At 62.0% G+C, this 18,930-nt stretch carries 20 protein-coding genes; 16 read left to right on the forward strand and 4 right to left on the reverse strand.

Annotated elements, in window-relative coordinates:
- Nucleotides 1-15 precede the first annotated feature (15 nt).
- Both atpD and L7A20_RS09275 read left to right on the forward strand, forming a co-directional pair.
- Nucleotides 16-1,479, forward strand: a complete 1,464-nt coding sequence (gene atpD, locus L7A20_RS09270; protein ID WP_185174462.1) for a F0F1 ATP synthase subunit beta — start codon at nt 16-18, stop codon at nt 1,477-1,479.
- Nucleotides 1,480-1,481: 2 nt separating this feature from the next.
- Complete coding sequence (locus tag L7A20_RS09275) at nt 1,482-1,739, forward strand: F0F1 ATP synthase subunit epsilon (RefSeq protein WP_135011542.1); 258 nt, start codon at nt 1,482-1,484, stop codon at nt 1,737-1,739.
- A gap of 74 nt (nt 1,740-1,813) precedes the next feature.
- Here the strand turns inward: L7A20_RS09275 and nucS are convergent, their stop codons facing one another.
- On the reverse strand, nt 1,814-2,530 hold the full coding sequence (gene nucS, locus L7A20_RS09280) for an endonuclease NucS (RefSeq protein WP_237223184.1): 717 nt from the start codon (nt 2,528-2,530) through the stop codon (nt 1,814-1,816).
- A gap of 57 nt (nt 2,531-2,587) precedes the next feature.
- Between nucS and L7A20_RS09285 the strand changes: the two genes are divergently transcribed.
- A complete protein-coding gene (locus L7A20_RS09285) occupies nt 2,588-2,929 on the forward strand; it encodes an ATP/GTP-binding protein (protein WP_237223186.1) in 342 nt (113 codons plus the stop codon).
- Between the two features lie 110 nt (nt 2,930-3,039).
- Here L7A20_RS09285 and L7A20_RS09290 read toward each other — a convergent pair whose 3' ends face one another.
- A complete protein-coding gene (locus tag L7A20_RS09290; protein WP_237223188.1) occupies nt 3,040-4,362 on the reverse strand; it encodes an AI-2E family transporter in 1,323 nt (440 codons plus the stop codon).
- Nucleotides 4,363-4,510: 148 nt separating this feature from the next.
- Between L7A20_RS09290 and L7A20_RS09295 the strand changes: the two genes are divergently transcribed.
- The 6 genes from L7A20_RS09295 to L7A20_RS09320 all read left to right on the forward strand — a co-directional run bounded on the left by L7A20_RS09295 (nt 4,511) and on the right by L7A20_RS09320 (nt 11,233).
- Nucleotides 4,511-5,428: a co-chaperone YbbN gene (locus L7A20_RS09295; protein WP_237223190.1), complete on the forward strand. Its 918-nt coding sequence runs from the start codon at nt 4,511-4,513 to the stop codon at nt 5,426-5,428.
- A 54-nt stretch (nt 5,429-5,482) separates the two neighbouring features.
- A complete protein-coding gene (locus tag L7A20_RS09300; protein ID WP_237223191.1) occupies nt 5,483-6,373 on the forward strand; it encodes an ABC transporter ATP-binding protein in 891 nt (296 codons plus the stop codon).
- The gene (locus L7A20_RS09305; protein ID WP_237223194.1) at nt 6,355-7,974 is read left to right on the forward strand and encodes a hypothetical protein; all 1,620 of its coding nucleotides are present in this window, start codon (nt 6,355-6,357) and stop codon (nt 7,972-7,974) included. Before L7A20_RS09300 ends, L7A20_RS09305 begins: the two co-directional genes overlap by 19 nt.
- A 140-nt stretch (nt 7,975-8,114) precedes the next feature.
- A complete protein-coding gene (locus L7A20_RS09310; RefSeq protein ID WP_135013381.1) occupies nt 8,115-8,405 on the forward strand; it encodes a DUF3039 domain-containing protein in 291 nt (96 codons plus the stop codon).
- A 41-nt stretch (nt 8,406-8,446) separates the two neighbouring features.
- Nucleotides 8,447-9,331 carry a hypothetical protein gene (locus L7A20_RS09315; protein ID WP_237223195.1) on the forward strand — a complete coding sequence of 295 codons (885 nt, stop codon included), beginning with the start codon at nt 8,447-8,449 and terminating at the stop codon, nt 9,329-9,331.
- Between the two features lie 114 nt (nt 9,332-9,445).
- Complete coding sequence (locus L7A20_RS09320) at nt 9,446-11,233, forward strand: DEAD/DEAH box helicase (RefSeq protein WP_237223197.1); 1,788 nt, start codon at nt 9,446-9,448, stop codon at nt 11,231-11,233.
- A 220-nt stretch (nt 11,234-11,453) separates the two neighbouring features.
- Here L7A20_RS09320 and L7A20_RS09325 read toward each other — a convergent pair whose 3' ends face one another.
- Both L7A20_RS09325 and L7A20_RS09330 read right to left on the reverse strand, forming a co-directional pair.
- Nucleotides 11,454-12,080 carry an isochorismatase family protein gene (locus tag L7A20_RS09325; RefSeq protein WP_237223199.1) on the reverse strand — a complete coding sequence of 209 codons (627 nt, stop codon included), beginning with the start codon at nt 12,078-12,080 and terminating at the stop codon, nt 11,454-11,456.
- 16 nt (nt 12,081-12,096) lie between these two features.
- Entirely contained in the window at nt 12,097-13,401 is a 1,305-nt protein-coding gene (locus L7A20_RS09330) for a nicotinate phosphoribosyltransferase (protein ID WP_272879223.1), read from the reverse strand.
- A 142-nt stretch (nt 13,402-13,543) separates the two neighbouring features.
- On the opposite strand from L7A20_RS09330, the gene clpS reads away from it, so the two are divergent.
- The 7 genes from clpS (at nt 13,544) to L7A20_RS09365 (ending at nt 18,822) form a co-directional block, all read left to right on the forward strand.
- On the forward strand, nt 13,544-13,858 hold the full coding sequence (clpS, locus tag L7A20_RS09335) for an ATP-dependent Clp protease adapter ClpS (protein ID WP_135013391.1): 315 nt from the start codon (nt 13,544-13,546) through the stop codon (nt 13,856-13,858).
- Nucleotides 13,859-13,862: 4 nt separating this feature from the next.
- Nucleotides 13,863-14,444 carry a DUF2017 domain-containing protein gene (locus L7A20_RS09340; RefSeq protein ID WP_237223201.1) on the forward strand — a complete coding sequence of 194 codons (582 nt, stop codon included), beginning with the start codon at nt 13,863-13,865 and terminating at the stop codon, nt 14,442-14,444.
- 126 nt (nt 14,445-14,570) lie between these two features.
- On the forward strand, nt 14,571-15,539 hold the full coding sequence (murI, locus tag L7A20_RS09345; protein WP_237223203.1) for a glutamate racemase: 969 nt from the start codon (nt 14,571-14,573) through the stop codon (nt 15,537-15,539).
- Between the two features lie 31 nt (nt 15,540-15,570).
- The gene (locus tag L7A20_RS09350; RefSeq protein WP_237223205.1) at nt 15,571-16,437 is read left to right on the forward strand and encodes an MBL fold metallo-hydrolase; all 867 of its coding nucleotides are present in this window, start codon (nt 15,571-15,573) and stop codon (nt 16,435-16,437) included.
- Nucleotides 16,438-16,548: 111 nt separating this feature from the next.
- Nucleotides 16,549-17,286, forward strand: coding sequence for a ribonuclease PH (gene rph, locus L7A20_RS09355; RefSeq protein ID WP_237223207.1), 738 nt, complete (start codon nt 16,549-16,551; stop codon nt 17,284-17,286).
- A complete protein-coding gene (gene rdgB, locus L7A20_RS09360; RefSeq protein ID WP_237223209.1) occupies nt 17,286-17,918 on the forward strand; it encodes an RdgB/HAM1 family non-canonical purine NTP pyrophosphatase in 633 nt (210 codons plus the stop codon). The genes rph and rdgB overlap by 1 nt, the downstream gene beginning before the upstream one ends.
- A 22-nt stretch (nt 17,919-17,940) precedes the next feature.
- Nucleotides 17,941-18,822 carry a phosphotransferase gene (locus L7A20_RS09365; RefSeq protein WP_237223211.1) on the forward strand — a complete coding sequence of 294 codons (882 nt, stop codon included), beginning with the start codon at nt 17,941-17,943 and terminating at the stop codon, nt 18,820-18,822.
- Nucleotides 18,823-18,930 lie beyond the last annotated feature (108 nt).

Here is an 18,930-nt window from a genome sequence, read left to right on the forward strand (position 1 = left end):
AGGTAAGTGAGAACAATGACTGCCACTCTGAACGAATCGGCTACCGCGCCGGCTCAGGGCGCAACCGGTCGCATTGCTCGCGTTATCGGCCCTGTCGTTGACGTTGAGTTCCCTGCCGGCCAGGTACCTGACATCTACAACGCGCTGACCGCTGATCTGACCCTCAACGGCACCACCCGTAAGATCACCTTCGAGACTGCCCAGCACCTCGGTGACTCACTGGTACGCGCAATCTCCCTACAGCAGACCGACGGCCTCGTCCGCGGCCAGGCTGTAGTTGACACCGGCGCTCCCATCTCCGTCCCCGTAGGCGACGGCGTCAAGGGCCACATCTTCAACGTCCTCGGTGACGCCCTCGACGTCTCCAACGACGAAATCAAGGCCGACACCTACTGGCCCATCCACCGCGCTGCCCCCGGCTTCGCAGACCTCGAAGGTTCGACCGAGATGCTGGAAACCGGCATCAAGTCCATCGACCTTCTGACCCCCTATATCAAGGGCGGTAAGATCGGTCTCTTCGGTGGTGCAGGCGTTGGTAAGACCGTTCTGATCCAGGAAATGATTACCCGCGTTGCCCGTAACTTCGGTGGTACCTCAGTATTCACTGGCGTTGGCGAGCGTACCCGTGAAGGTAACGACCTCTGGGTTGAAATGGAAGAAGCTGGCGTTCTGAAGGACACCGCTCTCGTGTTCGGCCAGATGGACGAACCGCCGGGAACCCGTCTGCGCGTTGCGCTGACCGGCCTGACCATGGCGGAATACTTCCGTGACGTTCAGAACCAGGACGTTCTGCTCTTCATCGACAACATCTTCCGCTTCACCCAGGCAGGTTCTGAGGTTTCAACCCTGCTCGGCCGCATGCCGTCCGCTGTGGGCTACCAGCCCAACCTGGCCGACGAAATGGGTCTGCTGCAGGAGCGCATTACCTCAACCCGTGGTCACTCCATCACCTCCATGCAGGCAATTTACGTTCCTGCGGATGACTACACCGACCCCGCACCTGCAACCACCTTCGCCCACCTGGATGCAACCACCGAGCTCTCCCGTGAGATTGCTTCACGTGGTCTGTACCCCGCGATTGATCCCCTGTCCTCCACCTCCCGAATCCTGGACCCCCAGTACATCGGTCAGGAGCACTATGACACCGCAATCCAGGTCAAGGCTATCCTGCAGGAAAACAAGGAACTTCAGGACATCATCGCCATCCTCGGTGTTGACGAACTCTCTGAAGAGCAGAAGGTCGTTGTTTCACGTGCCCGCCGCATCGAGCAGTTCCTCTCACAGAACACCTACACTGCAAAGCAGTTCACCGGTGTCGAGGGTTCAACCGTGCCGATCAAGGACACCATCGAATCCTTCCAGATGATCTGCCGCGGCGATGTTGACCACATCCCCGAGCAGGCCTTCTACAACATCGGTGGTATGGACGACGTCATGCGCCGTTACGAGGAAATCAAGGCACAGTCTGGAGCCAAGTAATCATGGCACTGAAAGTTGAAGTCGTTTCCCGTGAACGAGTCGTGTGGGTTGGCGAAGCCAAGTACGTGCGCGCACGCACTGTCGATGGCGACCTGGGCATCATGCCCGGTCACATCCCCACCATGGCCCTTCTCGCTGAAGACGGTGAGCTTCTGATTGAGGCAACCAGCGGTGAGAAGAAGACCACCCGCCTGCACGAAGGTTTCTTGACCGTCTCTAACGATCGAGTCACCATCGCAGCTAAGCACGCACAGATCTAACCAGATTACTGTGACGAAAGGACGCCGCCCTTCCCCAGAGATGGGGGAGGGCGGCGTCCTTGTTTTTTCTTGTCTTAGAAGAGGCGGGATTCTACGTCATCTACTCCGCGCATGGCATCGTAGTCGAGAGCAACACAGCGGATGCCACGGCCTTCTGCCAGCGTGCGGGCCTGGGGCTTGATGCGCTGGGCAGCAAAGACACCCTGAACCGGTGCTAGCAGGGGGTCGCGGTTGAGGAGCTCTAGGTAGCGGGTGAGCTGTTCTACACCGTCGATATCGCCCACACGCTTGAGCTCGACAGCCACAGAGACGCCCCCGGCGTCCTTGGCCAAAATATCCACCGGGCCGATTGCCGTGGGGTACTCGCGGCGCACCAGGCGGTAGCCCGCACCAAGAAGCTCAATCTGTTCAGCCAACAGGCGCTGTAAGTCGGCCTCAACGCCGTCCTTAATAAGGCCCGGGTCAATACCCAGGTCGTGGCTGAGTTCCCCGTGGGTGCCGAAGACGCGAATGACTAGCTTGTCGTCGCTCTTGGCGGCTTGCACGGTCCACAGCTCGCTCACATCGGGGTCAAGATCCTCGGCTACCGAGGTGCCCTCGAACTCTTCGCGAGGGGAAATATGCAGACGGCAGGGCGGGCTCATCCAGTTCAGGGGCTTGTAGGAGCCGCCGTCGGAGTGAATCAGCACCGAGCCGTCATTCTTGATCATGAGCAGGCGGGTAGCACGGGGTAGATGGGCATTGAGACGGCCCATGTAGTCTACGGAACAATCAGCTATAACTAAACGCACCGTACCACTCTAACAGGTGGCTTGGGCGGGCACACCGGTGCATGAAAGAATGGGGGAATGCCTCGTCGTTCTTCATCTAAGCCCCGCCGCCCCAACTCTAACTCCGGGGCCGCCCCCAGCAAGTGGCATAAAGCCCGCCCCGCTGGGCGCGATATTTCCCGTATCCTTGACCCTGCCCCGCGAGTGGAGCGGGCCCAAGACGGGGACTGGTATGTGCAGTACATCCCTTCTATCAATGCTCTGAAAACCTATAAGTGCCCCGAATGTGAACGGCCTATCCAGCCCGGGGTAGCGCACCTGGTGGTCTGGCAGCAGGACCACATGTTTGGTGCTCAGCGGGCTATCGAGGAACGCCGCCACTGGCACGAGCGGTGCTGGGCAACCCGTAGATTCTGGTAGAACCCGGCGGGTTGCACCAGACCTAGGGCGCGTGAGAAGCGCAGAAAAACCCGGTAGCGGCGACTGCACAAAGGCAGGGTGCTACCGGGGTAAGGAAAGCAGATGGTTCGTTAGAGCTGGTCCTGGCGGGGCACGAGTACCTCGTTGACTAGAATCAGCAGGGAGGCTGCGACGGGAATCGCGATGAGGGCACCGAGAACACCCCAGAGGGAGCCACCGGCAACCACCGCGATGATGGCTACAGCACCGGGCACGGCCACTGCCCTGCTCATGATGCGGGGGGAGATGAAGTAGGCCTCAATCTGCAGGTAAATCAGGTAGGGGATAAGGAAGAAGAGGGCGGTCTGCCAGCTATCGATGAGCGAGACAACCGAGACCAGGACGGCGGCACTGACGCCACCGACTAGGGGAATGAAGGCCAGGAGCAGGACGAAGAGCATAAGCAGCTGGGCGAAGGGCACACCCACAATCAGCATGATGATGGCTGCGCAGGTGGCGTTACAGATCGCCACGAGAGCCTGGCCCATGACGTACTGGCCAACAGAGCTGGTGATTTTTTCGGTGAGGTAGCCGACGCGTTCACGCTTGGAGGCAGGGGCCAGGCGGATGAACCAGGCCTTGATGGTGGGTAGGGAGGCGAGCACGTAGATGGAGAGGAAGAGCACGATAATCGTGCCGGTGGTGATTTCCGCCAGGGTGGAGCCCGCGTTCATGAGGGAGTTCATAAAGCCGCTCACCACAGAGGTGTCTGAGGTGACCTGTTCAAAGAACTTCTCTACCTCGGCATCTACCGCTGATCGGATGTGGTAACGCTCATCGAGACCTGAGAAAAGATCTGAGTTGAGGAAGTTCTCAAACTGCTGGGGGAAGCCGGTGATGAAGGAAACTGCCTGGCGGGCGATGATGGGTACTATCCAGAAGATGAGGGCGGCAGCTACCGCAACGAAGAAGAGGAAGACGACGGTGACGCCTGCCCCGCGCGGAAGGCCCCACTGTTCAAGTTTGCGTACAGCCGGGTCTAGCCCCAGACCGATGAACACTGCGCCGGTCAGCCAACCGGCTAAGGCACCAATGTTGAGCACGAAGTACATGCCCATCCAGGCCAGGCCCACACCGACGGCCAGCATGAAACCAAAGTAGATTGGGTTGCTGATGTAGCGTCCCTTGCCGGGGGCGAGGGCGTGGGTTTCTGGGGGAGCGGGGGCGGCGCCGTCCTTATTCTCTTTGAGGTGGGCCGGTTCTTCGGGCACCTGGAGGCGGTGGCGGGGCCGGGCACCCGGTATAGCAGGTAGCGCGAACTTGTTGTTCTGTGACTGCCTGGTGCCGCTTTCTTCGGTGTTGGCCGGGGAATCTGGTTGCGCGGACGCCTGTGCGCGGTTAGTGCGGGCGGTCAGAGACCGCAGGAGGCGGGAGGGAGAAAAGGATGAGGGCATGCTGGCTACTCGGGTAGGGGTGTAGTTACTGTGTTCAACCTTATCGTGATTCTGCCCTGGGCTAGAACTAGGGCAGGGGTGCCCGCTTACCGGCTGAGCTTTGGCACCATAGACAGTAGAGATATTTGTCGCTGTGAAAGGAAGGCCAATGGCCGGGATTGACGATCAGAACCTACCCGCTTCGGTACGAAACGCCCTGGACCTGGGGGCTGCGGGGTCGGCAGGTTCCAGCGCTGAGCCTGCTGAGGAGAGCTCCGCTGCCAGCTGGCGACTCGATGTGACCGATGTAGCCCAGTTCCAGCAGCTGGTGCAGGAGTCCAACCGGGGCGCCGTGATTTTTGCCCTGTGGGCACCCCACTCACCGGCGTCGGTCCAGATGCTGGAGCAGGTCGAGGCCCTGGTGAACTCTGCCGGCGGCAATCTGCTGCTGGCTGCCGTTGATATCACCAAGACCCCCGAGATCGGGCAGGCCTTCCAGATTCAGGGCGTACCTGCGGCCGTGGCTGTGCTCGCTGGCCGCCCGGCCCCGCTCTTCAACGGTCCCGTTGAGCCCCAGGCTTTGACTGAGGTACTGGGCCAGGTGCTGCAGCTCGCCGCCCAGCAGGGCCTACCCGGTGGGTTCGAACCTGTACTGTCAGAGGCTGAGAAGCCCCTGCCGCCCCTGCACCGGGAAGCTATCGAGGCGCTGGACCGGGGCGATTACCAGGGAGCGGAAGCCGCCTACACCCGCGCGCTCAACGAGAACCCGGGCGATACGGACGCTAAAATCGGCCTGGCTCAGGTGCACCTGCTCCACCGCGTCTCAACTCTGAACCTGGCAGAAGAACGCCAAAAAGCTGCCGCCGACGCTACCGACGTACAGGCCCAGCTCAACGTTGCCGACCTAGATGTAGCTGGCGGGCATGTGGAAGACGCCTTCAACCGTCTTATCGCCCTCTTCAAGGCTGTGGACGCGGAGACTAAAACCACGGTGCGCGAACGCCTGCTGGAACTTTTCGAGGTTGTAGGCTCAGCCGACCCCCGCGTCACAAAGGCCCGCTCAGCCCTGATGATGGCTCTTTTTTAAGGAATCACCCTAGCGGGGGAGGGAAAAGCCCGTGATGCTGGCTACAGTGGAGATATGGCACACGAGAACCTTCCCCCGCAGAATAAACCTTACGACCAAACCCGCAACCGGCCTGAAGAGGCACCCAGCAGCGGCTTGACTGAGCCGGTTTCAGCGCCGGTAGAAGCTGAAGTGGCAGAGGCCAGCAGGGGCAGCGCAGCCCTGGAGATCACCAACCTGGTGAAGGTCTTTGGCCAGCAGGCCGCGGTAGACGGAGTCAACCTCACCGTGCCCCGAGGCTCCTTCTACGGGCTGGTAGGACGCAACGGCGCAGGTAAGACCACCACCCTCTCCATGGCAACGGGCCTGCTCAAGCCCACCGCCGGGCAGGTACTGGTGGGCGGTCTGGACGTCTGGGCCAACCCCCTAGATGCTAAACGCCGGGTGGGCGTGCTGCCTGACGGCGTCCGCCTCTTCGACAAGCTCACCGGCGAGCAGCTCCTCACCTACGCCGGCCGCCTGCACGGGCTCGATAAGGCAACCGTGGCTGAGCGAACCCGCGACCTGCTCACGGCTATGGACCTGACCGGGGCCGCCGGCCGCAAGGTCGCCGACTACTCAGCCGGTATGACTAAGAAAATAGCCCTGGCCTGCGCCATGATCCACGCACCCTCTCTGCTGGTGCTCGATGAGCCCTTTGAGGCGGTGGACCCGGTCTCTGCCTCGAACATCCAGGATATTCTCAAGGCCTATGTGGCAGGCGGCGGAACCGTCATTATCTCCTCCCACGTCATGGACCTGGTTCAGCGCCTGTGCGACCACGTTGCCATTATGAACGCCGGCCGTATTCTGGCCTCTGGCACCGTGGAAGAGGTGCGCGGCGGCGTATCGCTAGAAGAACGATTTGTTGAACTGGTGGGCGGACGCGTTGTATCGGAGGGAATCTCATGGTTGCAGTCCTCCTAAAACTCAAACTCGACCACTTCCTCGCTATCTTCCGTAACGGGAACGCCTGGGCTATCGTGGGCCTGGTCTTTGGCCTGCTCTACGGGCTCGGCGCCCTGGTGGCCGTGGCCGGTATAGGTTTCACCCTGCAAAACCCTGCCGACTCCCTACTGATTCTGGGGCTGGCCGGTGGCCTGCTGACCCTGGCCTGGTGGCTGATACCCCTGGTCGCAGCCGGTGCCGACCCCACCCTTGACCCGGAGCGCCTCGCCCCCTACCCCATTACCGTCCGCCAGCTCATGGGCGGCCAAGCCCTGGGGGCGCTGATTGGGGTGCCCGGTGCGCTGACGGTACTAGCCGTCCTGGCTCTGATAACCTCCAACTTCTACTCGCTAGCGGCTACCCTGGCTTTCATCCCGGCAGGTTTACTGGGCCTTGCCCTTGCCATTCTGGGCGGACGCCTGACCGCGGTGGCTTCTATACCCGTCCGCTCGCGACGCTCAGTGAGTAACGCCCTCACCCTTCTCGCCTTTGCGGCCCTGATCTTTGCCGGGCCCCTGATGCTGGCTATGATCACGGGAATCACCAGCAACACCGAGCAGCTCCGGCAGATTCTCGGCTACCTGCAGTGGACTCCTGTAGCCTCAGCCTGGGCCATTGCCCCGCAGGTAGGAGCAGGCCACTACGGCCTCGCTCTAGCTCTTACCGCGCTCACCTTGGTTTACTGTGCCCTAGCCTGGTTCATCTGGCAGTTCTTTGCGGCTAAAACCATGGCCAGCGTGGGAGATTCCGCCGGAGTTCAGGACGAAGGCAAAACCCTGGCCCAGGGTAACCTCGGGCTTCTCGGGCGCTTCCCGGCCACCGTGCGCGGGGCGATTGCCGCCCGTACCCTCGATATGATGCTCCGGGATTCCCGGGCCAACCTCAACGTGCTCATGATGCCGCTCATGTATATCTTGATGGTTTTTATCTCGGGAAGCTTTATCGTCTCAGCGAACGGGGTAGAGGAAGAGATGACGAACCCCATGGCCTTCGTCATGGCGGTCGCCTTCATACCGGCGATGGCAGGCTACTCCCAGTCTGCCCTGGCTTCTTTTGAAGGGTCGGCCTTCTCCCTGCACGCCCTCTCACCTCTGCGCGGCATTGACGACAGGCTGGGGCGGGCCTACGGCATGATGCTGCTCTACCTGCCCATGATTGTGCTGGGCACCCTGGCTTTTGCCTTCCTGACCGGTCACGCTGCCTGGGCCCTGCCCTTGCTGGTGAGCGCCCTGGGAACCTACTTTATCGCCAACGGCATGGCCAACTACCTCGACACCGTCTTCAACGCACCCGTGGTACCACCGGGAACCAGCCCCTGGAAGACCCCGGAACAGCCAGACGGTATGGCTAAGACCATGGCACGGGGCCTTATCATCTTTATCCCTATGGCTCTCTCCCTGCCGTCCCTCATCGGTATGGGGGCCACGGCTATTACCGGTAGCATGCTCTGGTTCTGGTTGGGTGCCGCCGTCACTGCCCTGATTGGGGTAGCGGCCTTCTACCTGGGCGTCCGCGCTGGAGCTAAAAACTACGAACGGCACGTAGCAGACATGTACCAGCGAGTAGCCCGCTACAGCTAACCGCACCTCAACCTGCTAGAAGCAGGTAACCCCACCAGCGGCGTCCGGCCCCTGCCCCACAGCAGGAGCCGGACGCCGTCTTGACGGGGGCACTACACTGGTAGACAAGACCAACTGCTTTGAGATAAAGGAGACCCGGCATGTCATCAATTCCCGGCATCGAAGACCCCTTCCCCGAAACTGCCCACTCCGGCGGCACCGCCCTGCTGGAACGCGAAGAAGTCCAGAACGTCGAACCCGGCGACCACGAACGCTTCGCCCACTACGTGCGCAAAGAAAAAATCATGGAGTCCGCCCTCACCGGCAAGCCCGTGCGCGCCCTCTGCGGCAAAAAGTGGACCCCCGGCCGCGACCCCGAAAAGTTCCCCGTCTGCCCCGAATGCAAGGAAATCTACGAGGGCCTTGCACCCGGCGACAACGACGAAAACTAACACACCATCACGCGCTCAGAACCACCTCTAAGGAAACACACATGACCTCACCCCAAACCTCGCGCCGTACCCTGGCCACAGCCGGCCTTTGGGCAGCACCCGTCGTCGCGTCCTCAGCCCTTGTGCCTGCCTATGCCGCTAGCACCAGCGTCATTACCCCTACTCTGACTGTACGCTGGGGGCTCTTCTCCCAGGTCGCTATCGAGGATGCCAGCGCCGGCTACAACACCAAGGTCGGCGTAGCCTCAACCTTCGGCGGTACCAGCAACACCAGCGGTGACGTGCAGTTTGACGACTCCACCGGCCTCATTACGGACGGCGCAACCGGCCTGGTTGCCAACGGTGAGGGTACCTTCACTCCCGGCGGTAGCCTGGGCGGCTTCAACTCCGGTACCTACGGCGGTACCGGCCTCTGGTTCTCCAGCCCCGAGGACGCTACCGGCGCACCCGTAGCGGGCACCGCCGTCCTGGCCGCTGGGGCCTCCTTCCGCCTGGACTATGTGGTCACCTTCCCCGATGGCTGGGACCCTTTCCCCATCGATAGCGTCCGCGATGGCGAAACCCGCCACCTGGTCAAGCAGAGCGGCGGTAGCGCCGTGACCGCCACCGGCGTCAACAGCGCTGAGATGACCGCCACCTACGGCACCCAGGTCACAGCCGGCCAGCAGCAGACCGTCAGCGTCACCTACACCACCAACGAGGCCATTACCCTGACCTCCGACGGCTCCAGTGCCTCGGCCCTTGCCCAGCTACTGTTGAGCCAGGCTCCCGCCTACTTCACCAGCAATCCCGAAGCTGACTTTGAGGTCGTCCTCACCGTGGTGTCCGGTGCCATCGTTATTAGCGCTACCGACGGTCGAAACGAAACCATCAATCTAGCCGGTCAGAGACTGAGCAACCTGCTACCTGCCCTGCCCGTGGCCTAGCTAACCTGACCTATCGAGAGATGACTCATAGCCCCATTCGCTCCCGAATGGGGCTAAACTTTTGTGGTGCCCAAAAACTTTGAGGGCAAAAACAGAGGGAAGGGAAGATACGAGATGAACGACAGCCAGTTACCGCTCTTTGGCGAAGGTTCCAACCCGCCCCTGCCACCGGCCTACCCCGACCGCGCCGCCTGGGGAACCGCGCCTAAGCTCCGCGCCTGGCAGGCCGAGGCCATGACCAAGTATTTCACCGAGAACCCCCGCGACTTCATGGCCGTGGCAACCCCCGGTGCAGGTAAAACCACCTTCGCGCTCACCGTCGCCAAGGAACTCTTCAACCGCGGCACCATCAACCGCATGACCGTGGTTGCCCCCACCGACCACCTCAAACGCCAGTGGGCCGATGCTGCCGCCCGGGTTGGCATCTCCATCGACCCCAACTTCAAAAACTCCGACGGCACCATGGGACGCGGCTACCAGGGCGTTGCCCTCACCTACGCCCAGGTTGCCAACAAGCCCATGCTGCACCGGGCCCGCACTGAAAACGGCCGCACCCTGGTCATCATGGACGAAATCCACCACGCCGGTGACTCCCTCTCCTGGGGCGACGGCCTGCGCGAAGCCTTCGAACCGGCCACCCGCCGCCTGGCCCTGACCGGTACCCCCTTCCGCTCCGACACCGCTGCTATTCCCTTCGTCCAGTACGAGGAGGACGCCGACGGCATCCGCCGCTCAAAGTCCGACTACTCCTACGGCTACGGCCCGGCCCTCAAAGACCACGTCGTGCGCCCCGTCATCTTCATGGCCTACTCCGGTCAGATGCGCTGGCGCACCTCCGCTGGCGAAGAAATGGCAGCCAACCTGGGGGAGGGCTTTACCAAGGACGTCACCGCCCAGGCCTGGCGCACCGCCCTCAACCCCGACGGCGAATGGATCCCCACCGTGCTGGCCGCCGCCGACAAACGCCTGACCGAAGTGCGCCGCACCGTCCCCGACGCCGGCGGCCTGGTCATCGCAACCGACCACGCCGACGCCCGCGCCTACGCCAAACAGCTCCAAAAAATTACCGGCGAAAAACCCGCCCTGATTCTCTCCGACGACAAAGAAGCCTCCAACAACATTGAAGAGTTCTCAGCGGGCATGGCTCGCTGGATGGTCGCCGTCCGCATGGTATCTGAAGGCGTGGACGTTCCCCGCCTGGCCGTTGGCGTCTACGCCACCTCCACCTCCACCCCCCTCTTCTTCGCCCAGGCTATCGGACGCTTCGTGCGCTCGCGAAAGCGCGGCGAAACCGCTTCGGTCTTCTTGCCCTCCGTGCCCCAGCTCATGATGCTGGCCAACGAGATGGAAACTGAACGCGATCATGCCCTGGACCGCAAGGGAGCTACCGACGAGGTGGTCGACCCCCTCAACGAGGGCTTGGATGACCACCTGATTGAAGAAGCCAACAAGGAAGAAGTCGCCAGCGACCAGCTCACCCGCGGCAAATTCGAGGCCATCGGCTCCCAGGCCTCCTTCCACGGCGTCCTCTTCGACGGCGCCGAATTCTCCACCGGCGGCCTGGAAATCGGTTCCGACGAAGAACAAGACTTCCTCGGCATCCCCGGCCTGCTCGACGCCGACCAGGTAGGCACCCTGCTCCGCGCCCGCCAAAAAGACCACGCCTCCCGGCGACCGGCGTCCGCTGCTCCTCAGGTCGTTGACCACCGCCAGCTCAAAGACCTGCGGAACAAGCTGGCTAAAAATGTTGCCGCCTGGGCAGCCCGCACCGGCAAACCCCACGGCTCTATCCACAACGAACTACGCCGAATCTGCGGCGGGCCCGCCGTCGCCCAGGCCTCAGCAGAACAGCTCCAGGCCCGCCTGGACAAGCTACAGGACTGGTTCGTGGGGCGTAAGTAGGTACTCTGCAGGACGACGATTGAGACCGGTGGTTGTGGTGCCAGCAGGCACCCTTAAACGCCAGCCCCGAGCCAGCCTGCTGGCACCACAACCACCGACCACCATAGACCTAATCCCGAGCCAGCCTGCTGGCACCACAACCACCGGCCGCCGTAGACCCAACCATGTGCCAGCCTGCTAGCACCACAAGCACAGCCACTAGAACATCAAATTTCCTGGGCTACAGCACCTCGGTGACCGTTACCCCGGCGTCCTCAAGCTCATCGCTCACCTCATCGAGGGCATCCTCATCAACCGGGGCCGTCAAATCAAGCAGCACGCGGGTCTCATAACCGGCATCCACCGCATCCAGGGCCGTGGCCTTGACGCAGTAATCGGTGGCGATTCCTACCACATCAACATCGGTGATATCGCGCTCAGCTAGCCAGTCATCGAGAGACAGCTTAGGGGTATCATCCTTGACCGGGGCACCGGCCTCGCGCTCGCCGGTCATCACAGAATCCTCGGGAGCCAGCAGCCCCTCAAAGCCCGAGTAGGCGGCCTCAAACTCGCCCTTACGGAAGTAGGCCTCGATGTAGTCGGTATCGAGATCCTCGTGCAGCTCGGCACCGTGGCTCTCGGCCTTGCAATGCACCGGCCAGGAGTCCTTGAAATCGGGGTTCTCGGAGAAGTGGGTGCCGGGGTCAACGTGCCAGTCCTGGGTGGCAACAATCGCCTCGTAGTCCCCGTGATGGTTCTCTACAAACTCGCTAATGAGGGCAGCAACCTCGGCGCCACGCTCGGTAGCGAGTGAGCCACCGGCGCAAAAATCGTTCTGAACATCAACAATAATGAGTGCTTTGGACATCGTGTGATCCTTCGTTTTAGGAGATAAATTCTGTGGGAATGACCGGGTCACCGGGGGAGAGGCGGGTTGCTGCAACCGGTAGTTCGGCGAGAGAACGGGCATGACGCTCGGCCGCGCGGCGTACACCCTCAGCCCCGGTAAAGCCGGGCTGGATCTGCCCGTTCACCACCAGGTCTACCATGAGGGGCCGGTCGTTGGAGTCAGCAGGAGCCTCGATATCAAGACCAACCACCTCTGCGGTAGCGGTACCTGCGGTATCAAGGCGTCGAACGGCGGTTTTCTTGCCGCCCACAGAGGCTTTACCCGAAGACGCCTTAGCTACAGGCTCCATGACTCCCTGCGAGTTCTCGCGCAAGACCACCTTGTAGACCATGGACGAGGTGGGAACCCCGGAGCCCGTGACCAGCTTGGTGCCCACCCCGTAGGCGTTGACGGGGGCAGCGGCGAGTGAGGCGATAGCGTACTCGTCCAGGTCACTGGTGACGGTAATCTTGGTGCCGGTGTTTCCCAGCGCATCGAGCTGCTCGCGCACCTTCTGGGCCTGGGCTACCAGGTCGCCAGAATCAAGGCGGACGGCGCCCAGCTCCTTTCCTGCCAGCTCAACGGCCAGGTTCACTGCCTTTTCAACATCGTAGGTGTCGACCAGCAGGGTAGTGCCCACCCCCAGAGAGGCTAGCTGGGCTTCAAAAGCCTGGCGCTCGGAGTCGTGCAACAGAGTGAAGGCGTGGGCGCTGGTGCCGACGGTGTGAAGCCCGTAGCGGCGGCCTGCCTCAAGGTTCGAGGTAGCGGTAAACCCGGCAATGACGGCGGCGCGGGCAGCAGAGACAGCAGCCTGCTCATGGGCTCGGCGGGAGCCCATCTCAAGGCAGGGGCGCTTGCCCGCTGCAACCGTCATGCGGGAGGCAGCGGTAGCGACGGCAGAGTCAAAGTTAAGGATGGAGAGAATAAAGGTCTCTAACAGGCAGGCCTCTGCAAAGGACGCCTCAACCTGCAAGACGGGGGAGTGGGGGAAGAAAACCTCACCCTCGGCATAGCCCCGGATAGAACCGGAAAAACGGAAGTTAGCAAGGTAATCCAAGGTCTGTTCGTTGATCACCTTACGGGAGGCTAAAAACTCCAGCTCTTCGGTGTCAAAGCGGAAGTTCTCTAGCCCCTCAAGCAACCTGCCGGTGCCTGCCAAGACGCCGTAGCGGCGTCCGCCCGAAAGCCTGCGGGTGAAAACCTCGAAGACGGTGCGCCGGTGGGCAGCACCTGAGGCTAGGGCAGCCTGCACCATGGTCAGCTCGTAGTGGTCGGTGAGGAGGGAAGTTTTTTGAGTCACGGGTATAACTTTATCCTTTGACCGCGCCTAAGCCCAGCCCCACCGCCGCGGTCCTGCTTGCCCCGAAAGTGAACGAGCTAGGGTGCAGCGAAAGAAGAGCCCTATGATAGATAAGGTACAAATGACCTAAGGAGTACACCCTATGCCTTCGGCTGCCTCAGCCACCGACACCCTGGCAGATCTTGAGCTTGATCTAGCCCTAGACGAGAGCACCCAGCTCAACCTGCCCTGGGCGGTCATTGTCTGGGACGACCCGGTTAACCTGATGAGCTTCGTGACCTATGTGCTGCGCACCCAGTTTGGCTACAGCACGGAAAAAGCCCATCAGCTCATGATGCAGGTACACACCGAAGGTAAGGCCACTGTCTTTAGTGGCTCCAAAGAAGAGGCCGAACGGCACACCACCGCCCTGCACACCTGGGGACTGTGGGCAACCATCGAGCAGGCAGGTGCATAGTCTTATGGCTGAACCTTTTACCCCAACCTCCCGTGGCATTACCGCCCGCTTCACCCCTGAAGAGGTACAGGTGCTTACCCGCCTGTTTGAGGACGTCGCCCTGGCACTGGAGCCGGAAGAAGACCCCAACGCCGACCCCCTGGCGGCCCTGGTGGGTATCTCTGAGACCGCCAGTGTGCCCAGTGACCCCGCTGTTGCCCGCATGCTGCCGGTGGCGAGCGACGACCCGGAAGTTGCCGACGAATACCGCCGCTTCACCGACCTTTCCCTACGCCGGGCCAAAATCGAACACCTCACCCAGGCATCCATGGACCTGCAGTCCGGGGTTGTGCGGCTAGATACCGAGCGGGCCAATAGCTGGGCCGCTGCCCTCAACGACGTGCGTCTAACCCTGGGCACCCGTTTAGGGATTAACAGCGCTGAGGACGCCGACCGCATCGGCGAACACACCGACTGGGGCAGCGTAGAGAGCACCGAAGACTACATGGCCCTGCTCTACAACTTCGTCACCTGGCTGCAAGAAAGCCTCATGCAGAGCCTCCTGCTGGGCCTGGACGAGGCCGGGGCGGGGCCGTCCGCACCGTAAATCATCTTTCGTGACCGATTATGACGCCCCGCGCGGGCGCCGGGGCGTGATAGTCCACTCAAAAGCCGGTCGCTACGATGGGCGCCCTACAGTTTTCTTCAACCTTTAGCTAATGTCAGGTGTGTAATGAGCGAAACCAACCCGAAACTCGTAACCCCCTGGGGTAGTCAGGTGCTTGCCGAACCCACCGCAAGTGCCCCCATTGGCGTATTCGATTCGGGAGTGGGCGGCTTGACCGTTGCCCGCGCCATCATGGACCAGCTACCGCACGAGTCGGTGATTTACGTCGGCGACACCGCCCACGGCCCCTACGGCCCCCTGACCATCGCCCAGGTGCGAGCCCACGCCCTGCGCATTATGGACGAGCTGGTGGACTCCGGGGTCAAGCTCCTGGTGATTGCCTGCAACACAGCTTCGGCTGCTGTGCTGAGGGACGCCCGTGAACGCTACACCCGCAAGTACGGTATTCAGGTGGTTGAGGTCATCCAGCCTGCCGCCCGCAGAGCGGTGGCGGCAACCCGCAATCGCAAGATTGGCGTCATCGCCACCGAAGCTACCGTGACCTCCCGCGCCTATGAGGACACCTTCTCGGTCATGAGTGACCTCGAAATCTACTCTGTGGCCTGCCCTCGCTTCGTGGAGTTCGTGGAAAAGGGCATCACTAGCGGCCCCGAACTGCTCCAGACCGCCGAAGAATACCTGGCTTCGCTCAAGGCCGCCGGGGTCGATACCCTGGTGTTGGGCTGCACCCACTACCCCCTGCTTACCGGTGTCATCTCCTACATTATGGGCGACGACGTTACCCTCGTGTCGTCCTCAGAAGAGTCAGCCAAGGACGTCTATAAGGCCCTACTGCGAGCCGGCTTAGAACGCCCCGCAGCCCTGCCCCCCTCCCACGAATTCCTCGCCACCGGCGAAACCGAAACCTTCGAGCACCTGGCTCGCCGTTTCCTGGGGCCTGAAGTTGCCAAAGTGCGCCACACCAACTCGGTGGCAGAACGATTCCCCACCGGCTCCCTAGCCGTCCTTCCTCCCCACCTCCTCGCTCCAGAAGCAACCACCCCACGCATCACCATCACCACAGATACCCCCTAAGCACAGACACACAGAAGAAGGAAGACCACTCATGCGATTGACGGTCATAGGCTGTACAGGTTCCTTCCCCGGACCCAACGCAGCGGCCAGCTGCTACATGGTCTCAACCATTGACGACCTGGGCAAGACCTGGCGCATCATCGTTGATATGGGCAACGGAGCCCTGGGAACCCTTCAGTCCCACATCAACCTCGAAGATATCGACGCCATACTTATTTCCCATCTGCACCCCGACCACTGCATCGACCTTTCTGGCCTACACGTGGCGGTCAAATGGAATCCCAATGGCTGGTCTAAGGGACCCATCCCCCTCTACGGCCCCAGCGATATCCACCAGTACCTGGTCAACACCCACGGTCTACCTCTGGAACCGGGCATGCACACCGAGTTCGAGTTCCACGAATGGAATAACCACGCCGAAGTCAAAATTGGCCCCTTCACGGTGACCCCGCACGTGGTCGTCCACCCCACCAAAGAGCCCTACGCCCTACGCATCGAGTGCGAAACCAGTGAAGGTAAGACCGTGCTGACCTACTCGGGTGACACCGACTCCTGCATCGGCCTGATTGAAGCTGCCCGCGGCGCCGACCTCTTCCTCTGCGAAGCGGCCTACCAGGAGGGCCGTGATGACGCCCTGCGCGGCATCCACCTGACCGGCAAACGTGCCGGTGAAGCGGCAGCCGAGGCAGGCGTCCGCAATCTACTGCTCACCCACCTGCCCATCTGGAACGACCCCGCTATTGCCCTGGCCGAAGCCAAGAGCGTTTTTGACGGGCCGATATCGGTGGCTGAGGCCTCGGCAACCTACCGGGTCAACCCCCGCCGTAGCCCCGAGGAATATGCCAGCAACCCGCAGACCACCACCCTGAACGTCATTAGCCGCCACCAGGGGAGCTAGTTACCGCCCCTGCCCACAAGTAGCCAACGCAGACAACACGGGTGCAGAAAAGCGCCCGTGTTTTTGTGCGCCCCGGGCAACAGACGCTAGGCTGAAACCATGACAGAAAACATGGCAGCACCCACCCTACGCGGCGACGGCCGCACTCCCGACCAGCTCCGCCCCATCACCGTCACCCGCGGCTGGTCAAAGAACGCCGAAGGCTCGGCCCTGATTGAATTCGGCAACACCCGGGTGCTCTGCACCGCCTCACTGACCGAGGGCGTGCCCCGCTGGCTCAAGGGCCAGGGCACCGGCTGGGTCACCGCAGAATACGCCATGCTACCGCGCGCCACCAACACCCGTAACTCCCGTGAGTCGGTCAAGGGCAAGATTGGCGGCCGCACCCACGAAATTTCTCGACTGATTGGCCGCTCCCTGCGCGCCGTCATCGACACCGCTGAGCTGGGCGAGAACACCATCGTGCTCGACTGCGATGTGCTCCAGGCGGACGGCGGCACCCGCACCGCCGCTATCACCGGCGCCTACATTGCCCTGGCCGACGCCATCAAGTGGGCCCAGACCCAGGGCATTATCCCGGCCAAGGCTAAGCCCCTCACCGGCTCTGTTGCCGCAATTTCTGTGGGCATCATCGACGGCGTTCCCATGCTTGATCTGCCCTACGAAGAAGATGTGCGCGCCGAGACCGATATGAACGTGGTCGTCACCGGCGAAGGCAAGTTCGTTGAGGTTCAGGGAACCGCAGAGGGCGCTCCCTTCGACCGCGACGAACTGAACTCCCTGCTCGACTTGGCCCTGCACGGCACCGCGCAGCTAGCCCAGATCCAGCGCGAAGCCCTGGAGGACTAATGCCCGCCAAAATCGTTCTTGCCACCCACAACCAGGGGAAGCTGCGCGAGTTCCGCGAGATGCTGCGCGGCGCTATCGAGGGGCTGGACGTTGACACCGAGGTGATCGACGCCGGTGCAGCAGGTGCCCCCGACGTGGTTGAAGACGGCGTTACTTTTGCCCAGAACTCCCTCTTGAAGGCCCGCGCGGTAGCTGCGGCTACCGGCCTGATTGCCATTGCCGACGACTCTGGCCTGTCGGTCGACGTGCTGGGCGGTGCCCCCGGTATTTTCAGCGCCCGCTGGGCCGGCCGGCACGGAGACGATGAAGCTAACCTCAACCTGCTCCTAGCGCAGCTTTCAGACATCGCCGATGAACACCGCCGCGCCCGCTTCGTCTGCGCCGCCTCGATGGTTACCCCCGAAGGTGTAGAGGCCGTGGAAGAGGGGGAGCTTGCCGGAACCCTGCTGCGCGAGCCCCGCGGTGAGGGCGGGTTCGGCTATGACCCGATCCTGGCAGCCGACGGTTTCACCGGCGAATACGCTGGCCTCTCCTGCGCCCAGGTGCCTGCCGATGTCAAGAATGCCATCAGCCACCGGAGCCAGGCTCTAGCCAAGCTTCTTCCCCACCTACAGGCCGCCCTGGCCCAGTAACAATCCCTGTACGAGGTACCCTATGGCAGCGCACCTTACACTCATTGAACAGATGAAGGCTCTTCCCGTGGTCACGGCGGTGATGGAGCAAGCCGGTTTGAACATTCCCCGCGACCGCTGGGACGTCCGGACCACCGGCTCTGCCCACATCATCGTCAACATGGGGGCGGAGCTGAGTGTGCGTATCGCCAAAACCCAGCAGACCGGGCATCTGGTAGCCCGCCGCACCGAGATTCTGCGGCGGCTACCCCAGGACCTTCCCTTTGCGGTACCCCGACCCATCACCCGGGTTATCACCCGGAACGGCTTCACCGCTGTAGGGCTAACCTGGATTAAGGGGGAGCCTCGCCTGCAGGGATCGGCCCCGCCCAAGCAGCTTGCCACCCTGGTCAAAGCTATCCACTCGGTAGATTTCAGCGGCTACGGGCCCTACCTCGACATGGTGCACGAGCACTGGGGCGGACGCGATAACTGGGAGGTACTCTTGCGCGAGCAGGTCGTACCTCAGCTGCTCACCGGCGCCCAGAAGGTAGCCCACGCAGCCATAGACCGGGTACTGGCCCTGGAACCTGCCTCACCGGTTCTCGTCCACGGCGACCTAGCCGGCCACAATATTCTCTGGAACGGCGACAAACTGGTCGGCGTTATCGACTGGGACCACGCCTCTGTAGGGGACGCGGCCGTTGACCACGCAGCCCTGGGTAACTTCTACGGCTGGGATTCCCTCTCTAAAGCGCTCGATGAAACCCAGCTGGAACGCGCCAAAATAGTGGCCCGCCTGCTACCGCTGCAGTCCCTGGCCTACACCATGCGCAATGGCATGGGCGGAGCTATCCAACGCCTGGCCGTGGAACGCGCTGACGAATGGTACCTGGACCACCGCACCGAGGTGCTTGCAGCTTAGGAACCCTAGCGAAAGAAGGGCAGGCAGGCTCACGCTCACTGCCGACCCTCTCGCTGGTTCGCTAGCGCTCACAAGCGATTCACGCCAGCCCCGCAGCCAGCAGTTTCG

The sequence above is a fragment of the Rothia nasimurium genome (genome assembly GCF_928381415.1).
Taxonomy (GTDB): domain Bacteria; phylum Actinomycetota; class Actinomycetes; order Actinomycetales; family Micrococcaceae; genus Rothia; species Rothia nasimurium_H.